Below are 14,890 nucleotides of genomic sequence, written 5' to 3'. Positions count from 1 at the left end.
AAAAAAGGCATTTTTCATCGGATTCATCTTAGATAATTCGCAATTAAATAGAGAAACCCGATTTGCTTTTTGAATGACTTTGGCTAATGCATGAAATAAAAAAAGCGTCCCGGAGGACGCTTTTTATGAAAATTAATTCGTTCGGGAATTATTACAGCACGTGAACAGATGCTGTGTTGGTGGTTCCGCTTGGTACCAGCGCACCAGAAACCATGACCACAACGTCGCCTTTCTGTGCCAGGCCGCTTTCCAGCGCCAGCGCTTTACCCTGAATGTAGAAATCGTCGGTAGACGCGATTTCTTTCACCAGATGCGCAACCACGCCTTTGCTCAGCACCAGCTGACGGGCAGTGGTTTCGTTGGTGGTCAGCGCCAGGATCGTCGCGTCCGGGAAGTATTTACGGACTGCGCGAGCAGATTTACCGCCCTGGGTGGCAACCACAATCAGAGGCGCTTCCAGTTTCTCAGCGGTTTCTACCGCACCGCGGCAGACTGCTTCGGTAATACGCAGTTTGCGGCTGTCGTTGTTGAAGTCCAGACGGCTGGTCATCACGCGGTCAGTACGTTCGCAAATGGTCGCCATGATGCCAACGGCTTCCAGCGGGTATTTACCTTTCGCGGATTCGCCGGACAGCATGACTGCATCGGTACCGTCGAGGATGGCGTTCGCCACGTCGCCAGCTTCAGCGCGGGTTGGGCGTGGGTTTTTGATCATGGAGTCCAGCATCTGCGTTGCGGTGATAACCACTTTACGCGCGCGAACACACTTCTCGATCATCATCTTCTGCGCGAAGATAACTTCTTCAACCGGGATTTCAACACCCAGGTCACCACGTGCAACCATGATGCCGTCTGATGCTTCGAGGATTTCGTCGAAGTTGTTCAGGCCTTCCTGGTTTTCGATTTTGGAGATGATCTGGATCTTCTCGCCGCCGTGCGCTTTCAGGTGCTCACGGATTTCAACCACGTCGGAACGTTTACGGATGAAGGATGCCGCAACGAAGTCGACGCCTTGCTCGCAACCGAAGATCAGGTCTTGTTTGTCTTTTTCAGCCAGGGCTGGCAGCGCGATGGAAACGCCTGGCAGGTTAACGCCTTTGTTTTCACCCAGGTCGCCGTTGTTCAGCACTTTACAGATAACCTTGTTACCTTCGATGGCGGTCACTTCCATGCCGATCAGACCATCGTCTACCAGCACGGTGTTGCCAACGGACAGGTCGCTGGTGAAACCTTCATAGGTGACCGCAACGATTTCGTTGTTACCGACAACAGTCTTGTCAGTGGTGAAGGTGAAGGTCTGGCCCGCTTTCAGAGAGACGTCGTTACCGCCTTCCAGTTTGATGGTGCGGATTTCTGGACCTTTGGTATCCAGCAGGATGGCTGCTTTTTTACCGGTCTTGCTCATCACGTTGCGCAAGTTCTGGATACGCTGACCGTGTTCAGCATAGTCACCGTGGGAGAAGTTCAGACGCATAACGTTCATGCCGGCGTCCAGCATTTTGCTCAGCATCTCTTCAGATTCGGTTTTCGGGCCGATAGTACAAACAATTTTCGTCTTTTTCATGACAGTCTTAGTCTTTAAGTTGGGAAGGATATGGAAATCTCGCTCCGGGGGCGCACCGCCGCGGAGTCAAACCTGTGTTGCAAAAGAGTATATGACACGCACTAAGGATAGGAGACATCAAATGAGCGTGCAGAAGAAAGTGTGCCTGAGTGACAGCCCAACGAAGGAGAGGAGTAGTTGTACGTTGTTTTTTGTATTCCAAGCGCTGAAACCATTCACCAGGGATTAGGCGCGCATTATACGCTGATTTTAAGATAAAAGGAAAATGAAAACAGCGTTTCAAAAATAATCTGTGCAGATCCACATGAGATTGTTATCAAGGCGTTAAGGTTAGATGACATCTTATCGCGGCAGGTGCGTGACCTGCCGCGTTTTGCTTAGTTTTTCAGCGCCTGGCTGAGGTCGGCAATCAGGTCTTTGGCATCTTCAATGCCCACGGACAGGCGAATCAGCTGCGGTACGATGCCGTTGGCCAGCCGCTGTTCAAGCGGAATCGAAGCGTGAGTCATGCTGTAAGGCTGGCTGACCAGACTTTCCACGCCACCCAGGCTTTCGGCGAGGGTAAATAATTTCAGTGAGCGGATCACCTCTGTGGCCCGTTGCGCATCGCCTTTCACCACCAGAGAAATCATGCCGCCCGGCAGCGCCATCTGCTTGCGGGCAAGCGAATATTGCGGGTGTGATTCCAGCCCCGGATAAAATACCTTTTCGACCTGTGGCTGTTGCTCCAGCCATTGCGCAATGGCCAGCGCGTTGGTACTGTGCTTTTCTACCCGCAGCGACAGCGTACGAATACCACGCAGCGTCAGGAAGCTGCTAAACGGATCCAGTACACCGCCGACTGCGTTCTGCAGGTAGGCAAGCTTGTCCGCCAGCGCGGCGTTATCCCCCACAACTGCCAGTCCGGCGACCACGTCCGAGTGTCCATTCAGGTATTTGGTGGCAGAGTGCACGACGATGTCGAAACCCGTTTCCAGCGGACGATGGATGACGGGCGATGCGAAGGTATTATCGGCCACGCTGATGACGTGATGACGACGGGCGATGTCGGCGATAGCCGCCAGATCCGCCAGTTTAAGCAACGGATTGGTTGGCGTTTCAACCCATACCATTCGCGTATCCGGCCGGATGGCGGCTTCAAGACCGGCCAAATCGTCCGGCTTGACCCAGCTCACCTGCAGGCCGGTGCTACGTTTACGCACATTTTCAATCAGGCGCCAGGTCCCGCCGTAGACATCGTCAATGGCGACGATATGGCTGTCTTTATCCAGCAGTTCAAGCACGGTAGAGATGGCGGCGAGGCCGGAAGCGAAGGCATAGCCGCGGGTCCCGCCTTCCAGTTCGGCGATGGCGGTTTCCAGCGCATGGCGGGTCGGGTTGCCGCTGCGCGAATATTCATAGCCGGTGTGCTCGCCGGGTGACGGTTGCGCAAACGTGGAGGTGGCGTAAATCGGGGGCATGACCGCGCCATGCCGATCGTTAAACTCACCGCTGTGTACGCTCAGGGTTGCCAGATTTTTCATCATGTATTCCTTTATTGCTGAAGACGGTTGCGCCAGGCGGTAAGAACATCGCTGCGCGTAATCAGGCCCAGGAAGCGGTCATTGTCATTAATGACCGCCACCAGACCGCGATCGAAAATGGCGTTCAGGGCGCTTTCCGGGGCGTTTTTATCGAGGAACTCCACCTGACGGGTCATTGCCGCGGTCACGGGAAGCGAGAAGCGGTCGCCATCGCCACCGATATGGCGCAGAAGATCCCACTCGTCGATGATGCCCACGACCTGACCGTTCTCCAGGACCGGCAACTGGGAGATGTCATACAAACGCATCCGCGCCAGTACGGTGGAGAGGGTGTCATCCGGCGCGGCGGTGACGGTTGCGCCTTCATCGTGGCGCAGGGCAATGTAATCGGAGAGATCGCCAGCCGGCGGCCGGGAGATCAAACCCTGCTGGCGCATCCAGTCATCGTTGAACATCTTTGAGAGATATTTGTTGCCACTGTCGCAGGCGAAGGTCACAACCCGTTTCGGGGTGGTCTGTGCCTGGCAATATTTCAGCGCAGCCGCCAGCAGGGTGCCGCTGGAGGAGCCTGCCAGGATGCCTTCCGTTTTCAGCAGCTCGCGGGCGGTGGTGAAAGCCTCGCGATCGGTGATGCGCCAGGCTCGATTCACCCCTTCGATGTGTGCCAGCGGAGGAATAAAGTCTTCACCAATCCCCTCAACCAGCCACGAGCCCGCATCCTGATAGCGTCCCGTTTCTACCTGATCGGCCAGGACCGAACCGGCCGGGTCGGCCAGCACAAATTCAGTCTGCGGTGAGTGCTCAGCGAACCACGCCTGTAGCCCACCCAGCGTCCCGCCAGACCCCACGCCGACGACGATGGCGTCAATCTTACCGTCAAGCTGTTCATACAGTTCAGGCGCGGTGGTGGTGCGGTGCGCCAGCGGGTTGGCTTCGTTATTAAACTGATCGATGTAATACGCCCCCGGCAGTTCATTCGCCAGACGTTGCGCGTAATCCTGATAGTAGGCAGGGTGGCCCTTATTGACATCGGAGCGGGTCAGTACCACCTGAGCCCCCAGTGCCCGCAGGTGGAAAATCTTCTCGCGGCTCATTTTGTCTGGCACCACCAGGATCAGCGAATAGCCTTTCTGCGCGGCGATCAAGGCCAGGCCAAGACCGGTATTTCCCGCCGTCGCCTCAATGATGGTACCGCCTGGCTGCAGCTGATCGTTGCGCTCCGCTTCGTTAATCATCGACAGTGCAACGCGGTCTTTAATCGAACCGCCCGGGTTCTGGTTTTCCAGCTTCAGAAACAACGAGCAGAGACCGGTATCAAGCTTATGCAGCTGGATAAGCGGGGTGTGGCCAATCAGTTCGGTGACGGAGTGGTAAATCGTCATGGTGTTTTCCTTTCAGGAGGTCATGACAGGATGATAGGGCGGGGAAATTAACCCCTTAAAGAATCCTTCACTCCGTTTTAGAACAGAAAAGAATATAAATGCCGTTTTTGGATGGAGGGATAGCAAGACGTAAAGTGCTCTGGATGTGAGGATGGCTATATCAGTCAAAAATGCTGCAAAATTAACCGTTTTCATCAGGTGATGACCCGCTGATATGCACATGCCAGATAATCATTTCTGAAATTGGTCTAAATGCCTGCCGGCGCGAAAACCGCTATTTATTCCTGCAAGTTATAACAAATTCCTTTTTGTTCATTTAAAAGGTGATAACGCCTGTTTACTATCATTTGGACATCCATACTGCTAAACCGCCATGCGCGGGACGGATTACACATAAGAATGATTGTACTCAGCAATATTTCGAAGGTTTTTGACAACGGGAAGGTTGCACTCACTGCCGTTGATAACGTCAATTTGACGATAGAGCAGGGGCAGATATACGGCATTATCGGTTACAGCGGCGCGGGTAAAAGTACTCTTATTCGTTTGCTGAATGGACTGGAAAAACCCACTCGTGGCAGTGTGACCATCAACGGACAGGACATTTCTGCCGCAAAGGGCGAAGCACTGCGCCAGGCGCGTCTGAAGATCAGCATGGTCTTCCAGCACTTCAATCTGCTTTGGTCGCGCACGGTGAGTGAGAATATCGCGTTCTCAATGCAAATCGCCGGTGTGCCAAAAGCCAACATTAAGGCCCGCGTGGCTGAACTGGTCGATCTCGTTGGGCTGAAGGGACGCGAGAACGCCTATCCCTCGCAGCTGAGCGGCGGGCAAAAACAGCGTGTGGGGATTGCGCGTGCATTGGCCAATAACCCCGACGTATTGCTTTGCGATGAAGCCACGTCAGCCCTCGACCCACAGACCACCGATCAGATCCTCGATCTGCTGCTGGACATTAACCGCCGCTTCAGGCTGACCATTGTGCTGATCACGCACGAGATGCACGTGGTGCGCAAAATTTGCGACCGCGTGGCGGTGATGGAGAACGGCAAAGTGGTGGAAGAGGGGGAGGTGCTGAGCGTCTTTACCCGTCCGCAGCAGCCTATCACTCAGCAGTTCGTCCGCCAGGTGAGCCAGTATGCCGAGGAAGAGACGTTTAATACGGAGCTGGCAGCTGACCTTGAAGGTAGCGTCATCAGGTTGACCTTTACGGGCCACAGCACCCATAAGCCGATCGTGGGCGAGCTGACTCTGCGCTACGGCCTGCCGTTTAACATTCTGCACGGAAAAATGACCCAAACGGCCCACGGCGTATTTGGGCAACTCTGGGTACATGTCGTGGCATCGGATGAACAACTGAGCAATATCCTCGCCGACCTGAAGCACAGCGATATTGAAGGCGAGGTAATAAAACATGGCTGAGACGCTTTTTCCTCATCTGAAGTGGGAGCAACTCTGGGCGGCGACGCTGGAAACGCTGTACATGACTGCGCTTTCCGGCGTGGCAACCTTTGTTCTTGGGATCGTCCTTGGCCTGGCGCTGTTTTTAACCGCGCGCGGCGGGTTGTTCCACAATCGCGCGGTCTACAGCGTGATTTCAATTGTGGTGAACGTGTTTCGTTCTATCCCGTTCATCATTCTGATTGTGCTGTTGATCCCGTTCACGAAAACCCTTGTCGGCACCATTCTTGGCGCCAACGCGGCGCTGCCGGCTCTGATTGTCGGTGCGGCACCGTTCTACGCACGCCTGGTCGAAATTGCCCTGCGTGAAGTGGACAAGGGGGTTATTGAAGCCACGCGCTCAATGGGCGCACGGCTGAGCACCCTGGTGTTTCGGGTTTTACTGCCGGAGTCATCACCTGCACTGGTATCAGGTATTACGGTAACGCTGATTGCGCTGGTGAGTTACAGCGCCATGGCGGGGGTGATTGGCGCAGGCGGTTTGGGAAATCTGGCTTATCTGGAAGGATTCCAGCGCAACCATGGCGACGTCACGCTGGTGGCGACGGTGACCATTCTGATCATCGTTTTCATTATCCAGTTCTGCGGCGACGTCCTGACCTCACTGTTAGATAAACGATAATCTCTAATAACACACAGGAACCATCATCATGAAAAAAACACTGACACTGATCGCCGCAGCAACCCTGAGCGCCCTGAGCTTTGCCACCTGGGCTGATACCCTGACCGTGGGGGCATCCAACACGCCGCACGCCGAAATTCTGGAGCAGGCGAAGCCTATCCTGGCGAAGCAGGGTATCGATCTGGAGATCAAACCTTTCCAGGACTACATTCTGCCCAACACCGCGCTGGCGGGTCATGATATTGACGCTAACTATTTCCAGCATATTCCTTACCTGAACAGCGTGCTGAAAGATCACGCCGGTGATAAGGATTATGATTTTGTCAGCGCGGGCGCGATCCACATCGAGCCAATCGGGATCTACTCCAAAAAATACAAATCCCTGAAAGATCTGCCGCAGGGCGGTAAAATCATCATGCGTGATGCTGTATCTGAAGAGGGCCGCATTCTCTCTATCTTCGAAAAAGAGGGGGTGATCAAACTGAAGCCGGGCATCGACAAAGTGACCGCGCGTATCAGCGATATCGTGGAAAACCCGAAAAAACTGCAGTTCACGCCTAACGTGGAAGCCTCTCTGCTGCCACAGATGTACAACAACGACGAAGGTGACGCGGTCGTGATTAACGCCAACTACGCGATTGATGCGGGCCTTGATCCTGTACATGACCCGATTGCGGTAGAGAGTGGTGAAAATAACCCTTATGCCAACATCATTACCGTGCATCGTGGTGACGAGAAGAAGAAAGATATCGTCGCGCTGGTGAACGTTCTGCACTCCAAAGCGATCCAGGACTGGATCCGCACCAAATACAAAGGCGCAGTGATCCCGGTAAACAACTAATTTATTGATTTTACGAATGAAGCCCGGCGGGACTCTCGCCGGGCTTCTTTTTTGTATCCGGGCGATGAATCATTTAAGCTGAGAGTTTAGGGCAATGGAGTGATGACGATGGGTAATGTGACCAAAGACGAAGCGCTGTATCAGGAGATGTGTCGGGTGGTCGGGAAGGTCGTTCTGGAGATGCGTGATTTGGGGCAGGAGCCGAAGCATATTGTCATTGCGGGGGTGCTGCGTACGGCGCTGGCGAACCAGCGCGTAAAACGTAGCGAGTTAACCACCCAGGCGATGGAAACCGTGGTCAAAGCGCTGGCCGGTTGAAGCGCCAGCGTTTCGCAAGCTGCTCAAGGGCGCAGCAGAGCAGGTAATAGACCACACCCGTAAAGATAAAAATGGCTGCCGGGTAAATTTGCACCCGGTTGTTCACCTGGCCGGCCACCGTGGTGAGCTCAGGGACATTCACAATAAACGCCAGCGACGTATCCTTCAGCAGGCTGATAAAAATCCCCACCAGTGACGGCAGAATATTGCGCAGCGCCTGCGGCAGCAGCACGCCCGACAGCGTTTGCCGGGTACTGAAACCCTGAGACAGGGCGGCCTCGTACTGCCCTGACGGTAAGGCGCTGAGTCCGGCCAGTACTGAATGCATAACCGAGGCCGCGGTAAACCAGGCCAGGGCCAGCGTGACGGTGAGCGCCCCCGGGAGATCGCCGCCGGTGATGAGCGGCAGCAGATACCACATCCAGAAAATCACAAAGATTAGCGGGATCCCGCGAATTAATTCCGCCCATACAAAGAGCGCCTTGCGCACAAGCCCCGTAAAACGCCAGGCCAGGCACGCGAGAGCAATTCCACCGGGCAGGGCGAGAGCCGCCGCGCCCAGCGCCATCAGCAATGAGAGCAAGACCCCGCCAGGCTCACCAACTGCCGCACGTCCCCAGAGCAGGTAATCCAGGTTATCGGTAATGACATTAAGTCCGGCAAGCATGGTTTCCCCTCCCTGAGATTGGGCTGAGGCGCACCAGCACCGCCCCCATCAGCATACCGGTAAGCAGGTACAGGACGGTGCCGACGGTAAACGCCTCCAGCGCATGGGCGTTGTAGCTTTCAATCTGTCTCACCTGATAGGTCAGTTCGGCAAAGCCAATGCCGCTGGCGAGCGATGAGAGTTTCATCAGATTGAGATACTGCCCGACAACGGGTTGCCAGGCGTTGGCCAGCCCCTGCGGCAGAAGGATGTAACGAAACAAGCGCCACGCGGAAAATCCTTGTGCGAGCGCCGCTTCCCGTTGCCCGGCAGGGACTGAACGTAGTCCCGATGCCACTTCCTCAATCAAGAAAGCCGAGGTGAATACGCCTAACCCCCATGCAGAACATAAAAACTCGGGGGTAAACCACCAGACGTCACCGGGCAAAACGGACCAGCGGTGATCCGCATTCACGGCATCCCGGAACGCCTGCGGTAACCCGTTCCAGGCGGCAAAATACCAGAACAGCAGTTGCACCAGCAGCGGCGTATTGCGAAACAGCGACACCCAGCTACTGACGACCGCGTTCCCGACGCGTCCACCCGTCAGGCGAAGAAGCAGAAAAAGCAGCGCGAGCAGGGTTGCCAGCAGCATCCCCGCGAGCGTCACCCACAGGGTGGTGAGAAATCCGGATACGATCCACTGCAGGGGCTGTCCGGTCAGCACGCCCTGCCAGTCAAGTGCGGGCATTAGAGATGCTCCTGATGCAGCGGGTTCAGGACTTTTTGCAGGAATCGCTGAGCGCGTGGGTGCGACGGTTGCCTGAAAAATTGCTCCGGTGGCGCGGTTTCAAGAACGTGCCCGGCGTCGATAAACACAATCCGGTCGGCAATTTCCCGGGCAAATTGCATCTCATGCGTCACCACAATCATGGTGATCCCGCTGTGCGCAAGCGCCTTCATCACGAACAGCACTTCGCCAATCATCTCCGGGTCAAGCGCGGAGGTCGGCTCATCGAACAAAATGATTTGCGGTGAAGAGGCCAGCGCGCGGGCAATCGCCACGCGCTGTTGCTGACCGCCGGAAAGTTCGGCAGGGAAATGGTGTGCTTTTTCCAGCATCCCCACCTTTTCCAGCAGTGCCAGCGCCCGCGCCTGAGCTGGCTGGGCCTTCCAGCCGTGAACATGCTCCAGCGCCAGCGTGATGTTTTGACTGGCGGTGAGGTGGGCGTAAAGATTGAACTGCTGAAACACAAACCCGACGCGGCTGCGCAACTGACGCAGCGCGGTACCGGAGAGCCGTCCGGTGGGCTTGTTATCGATCAGGATCTCGCCACCGCTCAGGGTTTCAAGCTGATTGATAAGCCGGATCAGGGTAGATTTACCGGAACCCGAAGGTCCGAGAATGGCCACCACTTCACCTGGCGTGATGGTGAGGTTAATGCCCTTTAAGACCTGATGGTTACCGTAATGTTTCTGCACATCGCGAAACTCGACGCTGGCATGTTCCAGATGTGAAAAATCCGCGGCACCGGCCGCGGAGTGTGAAAAAAGCGCTGAGAGCATATTACTGAGCTTCTATTTTAAAGGCACGAGGCTGTGGGGAGGGGGTATCCGGACCGAACCAGACGTCATAGATTTTTGCCGCCTGACCGTTCTTCTCAAGGTTAACAAGCTCGTCGTTGACGGCTTTCAGCAGAGCGGTTTCGCCTTTTTTTACCCCCACGCCAATCTCTTCTTTGCTGAGCAGATCGGGCAGTATTTTGAAGTTCGCCTTGTCCGGCGCCTGCGCCAGCAGACCGGCCAGAATCGTACTGTCCTGAGTGATAGCCTGCACGTTACCGTTGCGCAGGGCCGTCAGCGCCAGCGGAATATCGTCATAAGAGAGCACGCGGGCGTGCGGGAAACGCTGGTGCAGCGCCTGTTCACCCGTTGTGCCTTTTACCGCGCCAATGCGCGCCCGGCTATAGGCATCAAGCGTATCGGCAGCTTTTACCGGTACCAGGAACTGCTGGCCGGTCACGAAATAGGGAAGGGAGAAATCAACCACCTGCGCCCGTTCCGGGGTAATGGTGATATCTGCCACAATCAAATCCGCCTTACCGGACTGCAGGAGGGGAATGCGGTTAGCCGGGTTGGTGGCGACCAGTTCAAGCTTCACGCCAAGTGCACTGGCAAGCGCTCTGGCGAAATCGACGTCGTAGCCGACAATCTCATGGGTCTTTGCATCGATGGAGCCAAACGGCGGATTAGCATCAAAGGTGGCAACTTTGACCACGCCTGCGGCTTTAATATCCGCCAGTTGATCGGCCTGCACCTGCATTGAGAACAGACCGCCTGCCGCCAGTAAGCCCAGCACCAGTGTCCTTTTTTTAAACCCTTTCGTGTTTGCTGCCATAGTGATTGTTCATCCCGTTGTTTTTGTTTTACCCCGTTACGCTCCCATAAGCGAAAGCTCTCGCCAAATAAGAAATCGTTCTTTGCTATAAGCAAAAAAGCATTAGTGAACAAGGTGTTAATGGCGAGTAAAAGAATGGAGGGCTATTTGCAAATCCTGCACATCGACAGTGGATTTTGGTATTTCCCCTGTGCGGGTGTTGGGTGTTTAACTTAGGTCAAGTGAAGCGAAAGGGGGAAAGACGATGAAAAAGTGGATAAACACGTTACGGCGGTTTTTTGCGACCCGACCAGCGAATGCGGAGAACAGCGCGCAACGTGTTCTTGAGTCCGTACTGCCTGTCGCCAGCCTGTATGGCGTGGACGTTGCCAACATTGATCCGGAGTGGTTCCATGATAAAACGTCACGCTGAACTGCGCCGCACGCGCGAAATGTACTGGAATGAGCTGTGCGAAATTTTGTTCTGACAACGGTTAACTGCTAATGTCGGCAGGATGAATCTCCTGACCCGTTAACGGAATGAATAACACTCTTTTCAGGCGCACGGTTATTGTCTGGCTGCTGGTGTGCCTCATCAGCGGCGTTTTGCTCTATGCCGAACAGATCCGCCGCCAGTTCTGGGAACGCGATCGTGAGTTTTCGACACGCTATTCCACCCTTAGCGCCGTGCTGACGCAAAATGAATCTGTTTTGCCGTTACTCAACGGTGAGGAAGACCTCGCGGCTCTGCGCAAAAAATTCCCGCACATCCTCGCCCTTGAGAAAACCTCAGGCCGTGCGCTGAACGCTGCCCGTGTGGAATCGACCCGCGATTGTCAGTACTGGCTGTATAATCCCTGGCGTCAGATCCGCGTACTTATCGATCTTGCGCCGCTGCTCAGCACCCAACATACCTTTGATGCACTTGCCATTCGCTTCAATGACGCAGATAACGCGCCCCCTGCCGGGGCTTTCTGGCACTGGCAGCGGACCTTCACGCAACCCACACAACCTTTTACCCTTATGGCCACGGCAAAGCCGCACTGGCTGGCCGTCTCCTGGTGGGTATATCCGTTCCTGTTCTTCGGCTGGGCGGTGCTTATCGCCGCGGCCAGCCTGCTGCTCTGGCAACGGCGGCAGCGCCAGCACGCCGAACAGCGCGCACACTATTACCAGCATGCAAGGCTCAACACCCTGGGAGAGATCACCGCTGGGATCGTGCATGAGATTAACCAGCCGCTGACTGCCGTTCAGACCTGGATCCAGGGTGCTCAGCGTCAGCAACAGCAGGCGAATCCGCAGGCCGTATCGCAGGCGCTGGCTGCCGCGCTGGTACAAACCCAGCGTATCAGCGCGCTCTTAACCCGCTTTCGCGAACATGTGGTTCAGGAAAAAGTCACCTTGCGCGACATCGACCTGAAACCGTGCTGGCAGCAGGTGGTCGATCTCCTTGAACATGAACGCCGCTCTGAGCATATCGCGGTGAGCCATGCGTTCGCGGCAGGTGCCACGCGGGTTCTGGCAGACCGCCTCTGGCTTGAACAGGTGCTGCATAATCTGCTCAGTAATGCCATTCAGGCCCAGCAAGAGTGCGCGCAAGGGTGGGTGAAAATAACCAGCGAGAAACGGGAAAACTGGATTTATATCACCCTCACCGATGGCGGACCTGGCTTTAGCCCGGAGGCCTTGCAGAACGCCTTTATGCCGTTTTACAGCGGGCGGACGGAGGGAATAGGGCTGGGAATGACGTTAACGGAGTCGTTGATGACGCGCATGAATGGATCAATCACGCTGGGCAATGCGCCCCAGGGCGGGGCGCAGGTCCGGTTACAACTGGCGAGTGGAGAGGTAAATACGCGTGGATAACACAGTCTGGCTGATTGATGACGATGAATCCATCCGTGAGTCGCTGGCCTTCTTACTCTCGGGAATGGGCTGGCAGGTCAATGGGTTTGAAAGCGTGGACGCGTTTACGTCAGCGCACGGTGGGCGGGCGGCGCTCGTCGGCTGTCTGCTGCTGGATATGCGCATGCCGGGAAAAGGCGGGCTGACCTGGCTGGAGGAGGGCAAATGGCCCTGGCCGCTGTTGCCGGTTATCGTCATGACCGGACACGGTACCGTTGATGCCTGCCGCCGCGCCTTTCGCAATGGCGTCTTTGAGTTTTTCATCAAGCCGCTGGATGCCGATAAGCTCATTGAAACGGTGGGGCTCGCCTTCGAAGAGAGCCAGAAACGACTGACCCGCTGGCAGGAAACGTCGCGGATTAAAGCGCGTTTCGAACAACTGACGGCGCGTGAGCACGAGGTGCTGGCGGTGCTGATGGAAGGACGCAGCAATAAAGAGGTGGCCCTGCAGTTGAACCTCTCGCCCAGGACGGTTGAAGCGCACCGGGCCGCGGCGTTCGCCAAGCTTGGCGTGACCAGCCTGGTGCAGGCAATCCGCGATTACGACAAATTACAATCCGTATAACTACCAGGATAATTGCGTAATCAACCGAATTACGCTTCATCGCGCGTCTGAGTACGATCGAACGGTATTCAATCATTCGAGGACGTGCGATGAAAAAAGTAATGATGGCAGCCGCGCTTGTCGCCGGTAGCGTAAGCCTGACGGCACAGGCCGACGCATTGAACCAGAAAAATCTCTCCCTGGCGCAGGCCAACGCGCTGGCGACCTCCGCCATTCAGGCCTGCGTAGCGAAAAACTACCAGGTGACGGTCACCGTGGTGGACCGCGCCGGTGTGGTCAAAGCGGTGCAGCGTACCGACAATGCCGGGCCACACACGGTAAAAGCCAGCGAAATGAAAGCCTATACCGCGCTGAGTGCAAAAAATGCGTCAGGCAAGGTTATGGAAGCCGCGCAGAGCAATGCCGGCGCACAAAACATGCGTGATATTCCGGGCTTCCTGCTGCTGGCCGGTGGTCTGCCGGTGAAAGAGGGGGATGAGGTGATCGGCGCAATAGGGATCGGCGGTGCGCCGGGTGGTCATCTGGATGAAGCGTGCGCGCAGGCGGCGATTGACGGGCTGAAGAAATAATATAAAAAAGCACCGGGTTTTCCGGTGCTTTATCATCAGATCTTGCAGGCATCACCGCAGTCGTCATCGGCGATAATCGACTGCGCTTTTTTATCAGCGTCGTCGAGACGTTCCGCGTTACGCTCTTCAGCTTCATCCAGCCCGTTAAAGACCAAGTTTTCGAGATCAATTTCCATATGGCACCTGCTTTGTTCGGTTTTTGATACTGGCACAGTATAGGGCAAAAAGAGCCGGCAATGTACCGCGCAGCACATAACGATAATCCCTGCCATACTCAGTGCTTTATCGCTGAGGAGAGCTCATGATTACACTGTGTAAAACCTGCGGTACTTCTTATGACGCAACGCCGGTGCGATGCCCTGTGTGCGAGGATGAACGCCAGTATGTTCCGGCCAGCGGCCAGGCGTGGAGTGATTTTGCGACGGTGACGGCCACACACAGCAATAAATGGCAGCAGCTTGAGCCGCGGCTGCTCAGTATCAAAACGGTGCCCGCTTTTGCCATCAACCAGCGCGCGCTGCTTCTGCGTACCCCCCACGGCAATATCCTTTGGGATTGCATTGCGAATCTCGACCCGGCAACCAGAACCATCATCACGGCGCTCGGCGGCATCAGCGCGATCGCGATTTCACATCCTCACTACTACACCACAATGCAGGAGTGGGCCGGGGCTTTCGATGCGCCGGTTTACCTGCACGCGAACGATCGCGAGTGGGTTATGCGCGACAGTCCGATGCTCCACTTCTGGCAGGGCGATACGCTGGACATTTTCCCTGCGGTAACGTTATTACGCCTCGGAGGACATTTCGCCGGCGGAACGGTGCTGCACTGGCAGGAGGGTGATGGTGTCTTGCTGGCAGGCGATATTCTACAGGTCACGCCGGGCAAAGATGCCGTCTCGTTTATGTGGAGCTATCCGAATATGCTGCCGTTGCCCGCCCGCAGCGTCGAAGAGGTGACCGGGCGGCTGGTGGGGAAAAAATTCGCTCGCCTGTACGGCGCTTTTGAAGGGCAAAATATCCTGGCGAATGCGGATGAGATTGTGCAGCGGTCGGGTCAGAAATATATTGCTTGTCTGAAGTAAAGTCCGGTGGGTAAACTTTACTTGTGTGATCCC

The 14,890-nt window shown here is 55.6% G+C and carries 17 protein-coding genes; 9 read left to right on the top strand and 8 right to left on the bottom strand.

Annotated elements, in window-relative coordinates; translation table 11 throughout:
• Positions 1–151: 151 nt before the first annotated feature.
• From pykF to HV157_RS03490, 3 genes are all read right to left on the bottom strand, one after another.
• Positions 152–1,564: a pyruvate kinase PykF gene (pykF, locus tag HV157_RS03500; protein ID WP_014169744.1), complete on the bottom strand. Its 1,413-nt coding sequence runs from the start codon at positions 1,562–1,564 to the stop codon at positions 152–154.
• A gap of 377 nt (positions 1,565–1,941) precedes the next feature.
• Complete coding sequence (locus HV157_RS03495) at positions 1,942–3,087, bottom strand: PLP-dependent aspartate aminotransferase family protein (RefSeq protein WP_182268499.1); 1,146 nt, start codon at positions 3,085–3,087, stop codon at positions 1,942–1,944.
• 11 nt (positions 3,088–3,098) lie between these two features.
• A complete protein-coding gene (locus tag HV157_RS03490) occupies positions 3,099–4,469 on the bottom strand; it encodes a pyridoxal-phosphate dependent enzyme (protein ID WP_182268500.1) in 1,371 nt (456 codons plus the stop codon).
• A 399-nt stretch (positions 4,470–4,868) separates the two neighbouring features.
• Here HV157_RS03490 and HV157_RS03485 point away from each other — a divergent pair, with 399 nt between their 5' ends.
• From HV157_RS03485 to fumD, 4 genes are all read left to right on the top strand, one after another.
• Positions 4,869–5,891 carry an ATP-binding cassette domain-containing protein gene (locus HV157_RS03485; protein ID WP_020884357.1) on the top strand — a complete coding sequence of 341 codons (1,023 nt, stop codon included), beginning with the start codon at positions 4,869–4,871 and terminating at the stop codon, positions 5,889–5,891.
• Positions 5,884–6,552, top strand: coding sequence for a methionine ABC transporter permease (locus tag HV157_RS03480; RefSeq protein WP_025204366.1), 669 nt, complete (start codon positions 5,884–5,886; stop codon positions 6,550–6,552). The genes HV157_RS03485 and HV157_RS03480 overlap by 8 nt, the downstream gene beginning before the upstream one ends.
• Before the next feature lie 28 nt (positions 6,553–6,580).
• The gene (locus HV157_RS03475; protein WP_014169750.1) at positions 6,581–7,393 is read left to right on the top strand and encodes a MetQ/NlpA family ABC transporter substrate-binding protein; all 813 of its coding nucleotides are present in this window, start codon (positions 6,581–6,583) and stop codon (positions 7,391–7,393) included.
• A gap of 108 nt (positions 7,394–7,501) precedes the next feature.
• Positions 7,502–7,711: a fumarate hydratase FumD gene (gene fumD / locus HV157_RS03470; RefSeq protein ID WP_014831602.1), complete on the top strand. Its 210-nt coding sequence runs from the start codon at positions 7,502–7,504 to the stop codon at positions 7,709–7,711.
• Here the strand turns inward: fumD and HV157_RS03465 are convergent.
• From HV157_RS03465 to HV157_RS03450, 4 genes are read right to left on the bottom strand one after another with little or no spacing between them, the layout of a single operon-like run.
• Positions 7,692–8,378 carry an ABC transporter permease subunit gene (locus tag HV157_RS03465; RefSeq protein WP_182268501.1) on the bottom strand — a complete coding sequence of 229 codons (687 nt, stop codon included), beginning with the start codon at positions 8,376–8,378 and terminating at the stop codon, positions 7,692–7,694. The two genes, fumD and HV157_RS03465, sit on opposite strands and share 20 nt — an antisense overlap.
• Complete coding sequence (locus HV157_RS03460; protein ID WP_182268502.1) at positions 8,362–9,108, bottom strand: amino acid ABC transporter permease; 747 nt, start codon at positions 9,106–9,108, stop codon at positions 8,362–8,364. The genes HV157_RS03465 and HV157_RS03460 overlap by 17 nt, the downstream gene beginning before the upstream one ends.
• Positions 9,108–9,923: an amino acid ABC transporter ATP-binding protein gene (locus HV157_RS03455; RefSeq protein ID WP_014169754.1), complete on the bottom strand. Its 816-nt coding sequence runs from the start codon at positions 9,921–9,923 to the stop codon at positions 9,108–9,110. Before HV157_RS03455 ends, HV157_RS03460 begins: the two co-directional genes overlap by 1 nt.
• A 1-nt stretch (position 9,924) precedes the next feature.
• Positions 9,925–10,755, bottom strand: a complete 831-nt coding sequence (locus tag HV157_RS03450; RefSeq protein ID WP_049022388.1) for an ABC transporter substrate-binding protein — start codon at positions 10,753–10,755, stop codon at positions 9,925–9,927.
• A 244-nt stretch (positions 10,756–10,999) separates the two neighbouring features.
• On the opposite strand from HV157_RS03450, the gene HV157_RS03445 reads away from it, so the two are divergent.
• From HV157_RS03445 to HV157_RS03430, 4 genes are all read left to right on the top strand, one after another.
• The gene (locus HV157_RS03445; protein ID WP_014169756.1) at positions 11,000–11,167 is read left to right on the top strand and encodes a hypothetical protein; all 168 of its coding nucleotides are present in this window, start codon (positions 11,000–11,002) and stop codon (positions 11,165–11,167) included.
• 107 nt (positions 11,168–11,274) lie between these two features.
• Positions 11,275–12,600, top strand: coding sequence for an ATP-binding protein (locus HV157_RS03440; RefSeq protein WP_182268503.1), 1,326 nt, complete (start codon positions 11,275–11,277; stop codon positions 12,598–12,600).
• The gene (locus HV157_RS03435) at positions 12,593–13,204 is read left to right on the top strand and encodes a LuxR C-terminal-related transcriptional regulator (RefSeq protein WP_182268504.1); all 612 of its coding nucleotides are present in this window, start codon (positions 12,593–12,595) and stop codon (positions 13,202–13,204) included. The genes HV157_RS03440 and HV157_RS03435 overlap by 8 nt, the downstream gene beginning before the upstream one ends.
• An 89-nt stretch (positions 13,205–13,293) precedes the next feature.
• The gene (locus HV157_RS03430; RefSeq protein WP_020884350.1) at positions 13,294–13,773 is read left to right on the top strand and encodes a heme-binding protein; all 480 of its coding nucleotides are present in this window, start codon (positions 13,294–13,296) and stop codon (positions 13,771–13,773) included.
• 35 nt (positions 13,774–13,808) lie between these two features.
• Here HV157_RS03430 and HV157_RS03425 read toward each other — a convergent pair whose 3' ends face one another.
• Positions 13,809–13,949: a hypothetical protein gene (locus HV157_RS03425; protein WP_020884349.1), complete on the bottom strand. Its 141-nt coding sequence runs from the start codon at positions 13,947–13,949 to the stop codon at positions 13,809–13,811.
• 125 nt (positions 13,950–14,074) lie between these two features.
• Between HV157_RS03425 and HV157_RS03420 the strand changes: the two genes are divergently transcribed.
• Positions 14,075–14,857, top strand: coding sequence for an MBL fold metallo-hydrolase (locus HV157_RS03420; protein ID WP_182268505.1), 783 nt, complete (start codon positions 14,075–14,077; stop codon positions 14,855–14,857).
• The last annotated feature ends 33 nt before the right edge of the window (positions 14,858–14,890 follow it).

It is taken from the genome of Enterobacter sp. RHBSTW-00318 (assembly GCF_014101375.1).
Lineage (GTDB): Bacteria > Pseudomonadota > Gammaproteobacteria > Enterobacterales > Enterobacteriaceae > Enterobacter > Enterobacter ludwigii.
The sequence above is the reverse complement of the archived record's forward strand: the minus strand, read 5'-3'. Positions and strand labels throughout refer to the sequence as shown.

Excerpts from the sequence above, each read along its gene's own strand:
- pykF (WP_014169744.1), bottom strand. The coding sequence starts at position 1,564 with ATGAAAAAGACGAAAATTGTTTGTACTATCGGCCCGAAAACCGAATCT.
- HV157_RS03495 (WP_182268499.1), bottom strand. The coding sequence starts at position 3,087 with ATGAAAAATCTGGCAACCCTGAGCGTACACAGCGGTGAGTTTAACGAT.
- HV157_RS03490 (WP_182268500.1), bottom strand. The coding sequence starts at position 4,469 with ATGACGATTTACCACTCCGTCACCGAACTGATTGGCCACACCCCGCTT.
- HV157_RS03485 (WP_020884357.1), top strand. The coding sequence starts at position 4,869 with ATGATTGTACTCAGCAATATTTCGAAGGTTTTTGACAACGGGAAGGTT.
- HV157_RS03480 (WP_025204366.1), top strand. The coding sequence starts at position 5,884 with ATGGCTGAGACGCTTTTTCCTCATCTGAAGTGGGAGCAACTCTGGGCG.
- HV157_RS03475 (WP_014169750.1), top strand. The coding sequence starts at position 6,581 with ATGAAAAAAACACTGACACTGATCGCCGCAGCAACCCTGAGCGCCCTG.
- fumD (WP_014831602.1), top strand. The coding sequence starts at position 7,502 with ATGGGTAATGTGACCAAAGACGAAGCGCTGTATCAGGAGATGTGTCGG.
- HV157_RS03465 (WP_182268501.1), bottom strand. The coding sequence starts at position 8,378 with ATGCTTGCCGGACTTAATGTCATTACCGATAACCTGGATTACCTGCTC.
- HV157_RS03460 (WP_182268502.1), bottom strand. The coding sequence starts at position 9,108 with ATGCCCGCACTTGACTGGCAGGGCGTGCTGACCGGACAGCCCCTGCAG.
- HV157_RS03455 (WP_014169754.1), bottom strand. The coding sequence starts at position 9,923 with ATGCTCTCAGCGCTTTTTTCACACTCCGCGGCCGGTGCCGCGGATTTT.
- HV157_RS03450 (WP_049022388.1), bottom strand. The coding sequence starts at position 10,755 with ATGGCAGCAAACACGAAAGGGTTTAAAAAAAGGACACTGGTGCTGGGC.
- HV157_RS03445 (WP_014169756.1), top strand. The coding sequence starts at position 11,000 with ATGAAAAAGTGGATAAACACGTTACGGCGGTTTTTTGCGACCCGACCA.
- HV157_RS03440 (WP_182268503.1), top strand. The coding sequence starts at position 11,275 with ATGAATAACACTCTTTTCAGGCGCACGGTTATTGTCTGGCTGCTGGTG.
- HV157_RS03430 (WP_020884350.1), top strand. The coding sequence starts at position 13,294 with ATGAAAAAAGTAATGATGGCAGCCGCGCTTGTCGCCGGTAGCGTAAGC.
- HV157_RS03425 (WP_020884349.1), bottom strand. The coding sequence starts at position 13,949 with ATGGAAATTGATCTCGAAAACTTGGTCTTTAACGGGCTGGATGAAGCT.
- HV157_RS03420 (WP_182268505.1), top strand. The coding sequence starts at position 14,075 with ATGATTACACTGTGTAAAACCTGCGGTACTTCTTATGACGCAACGCCG.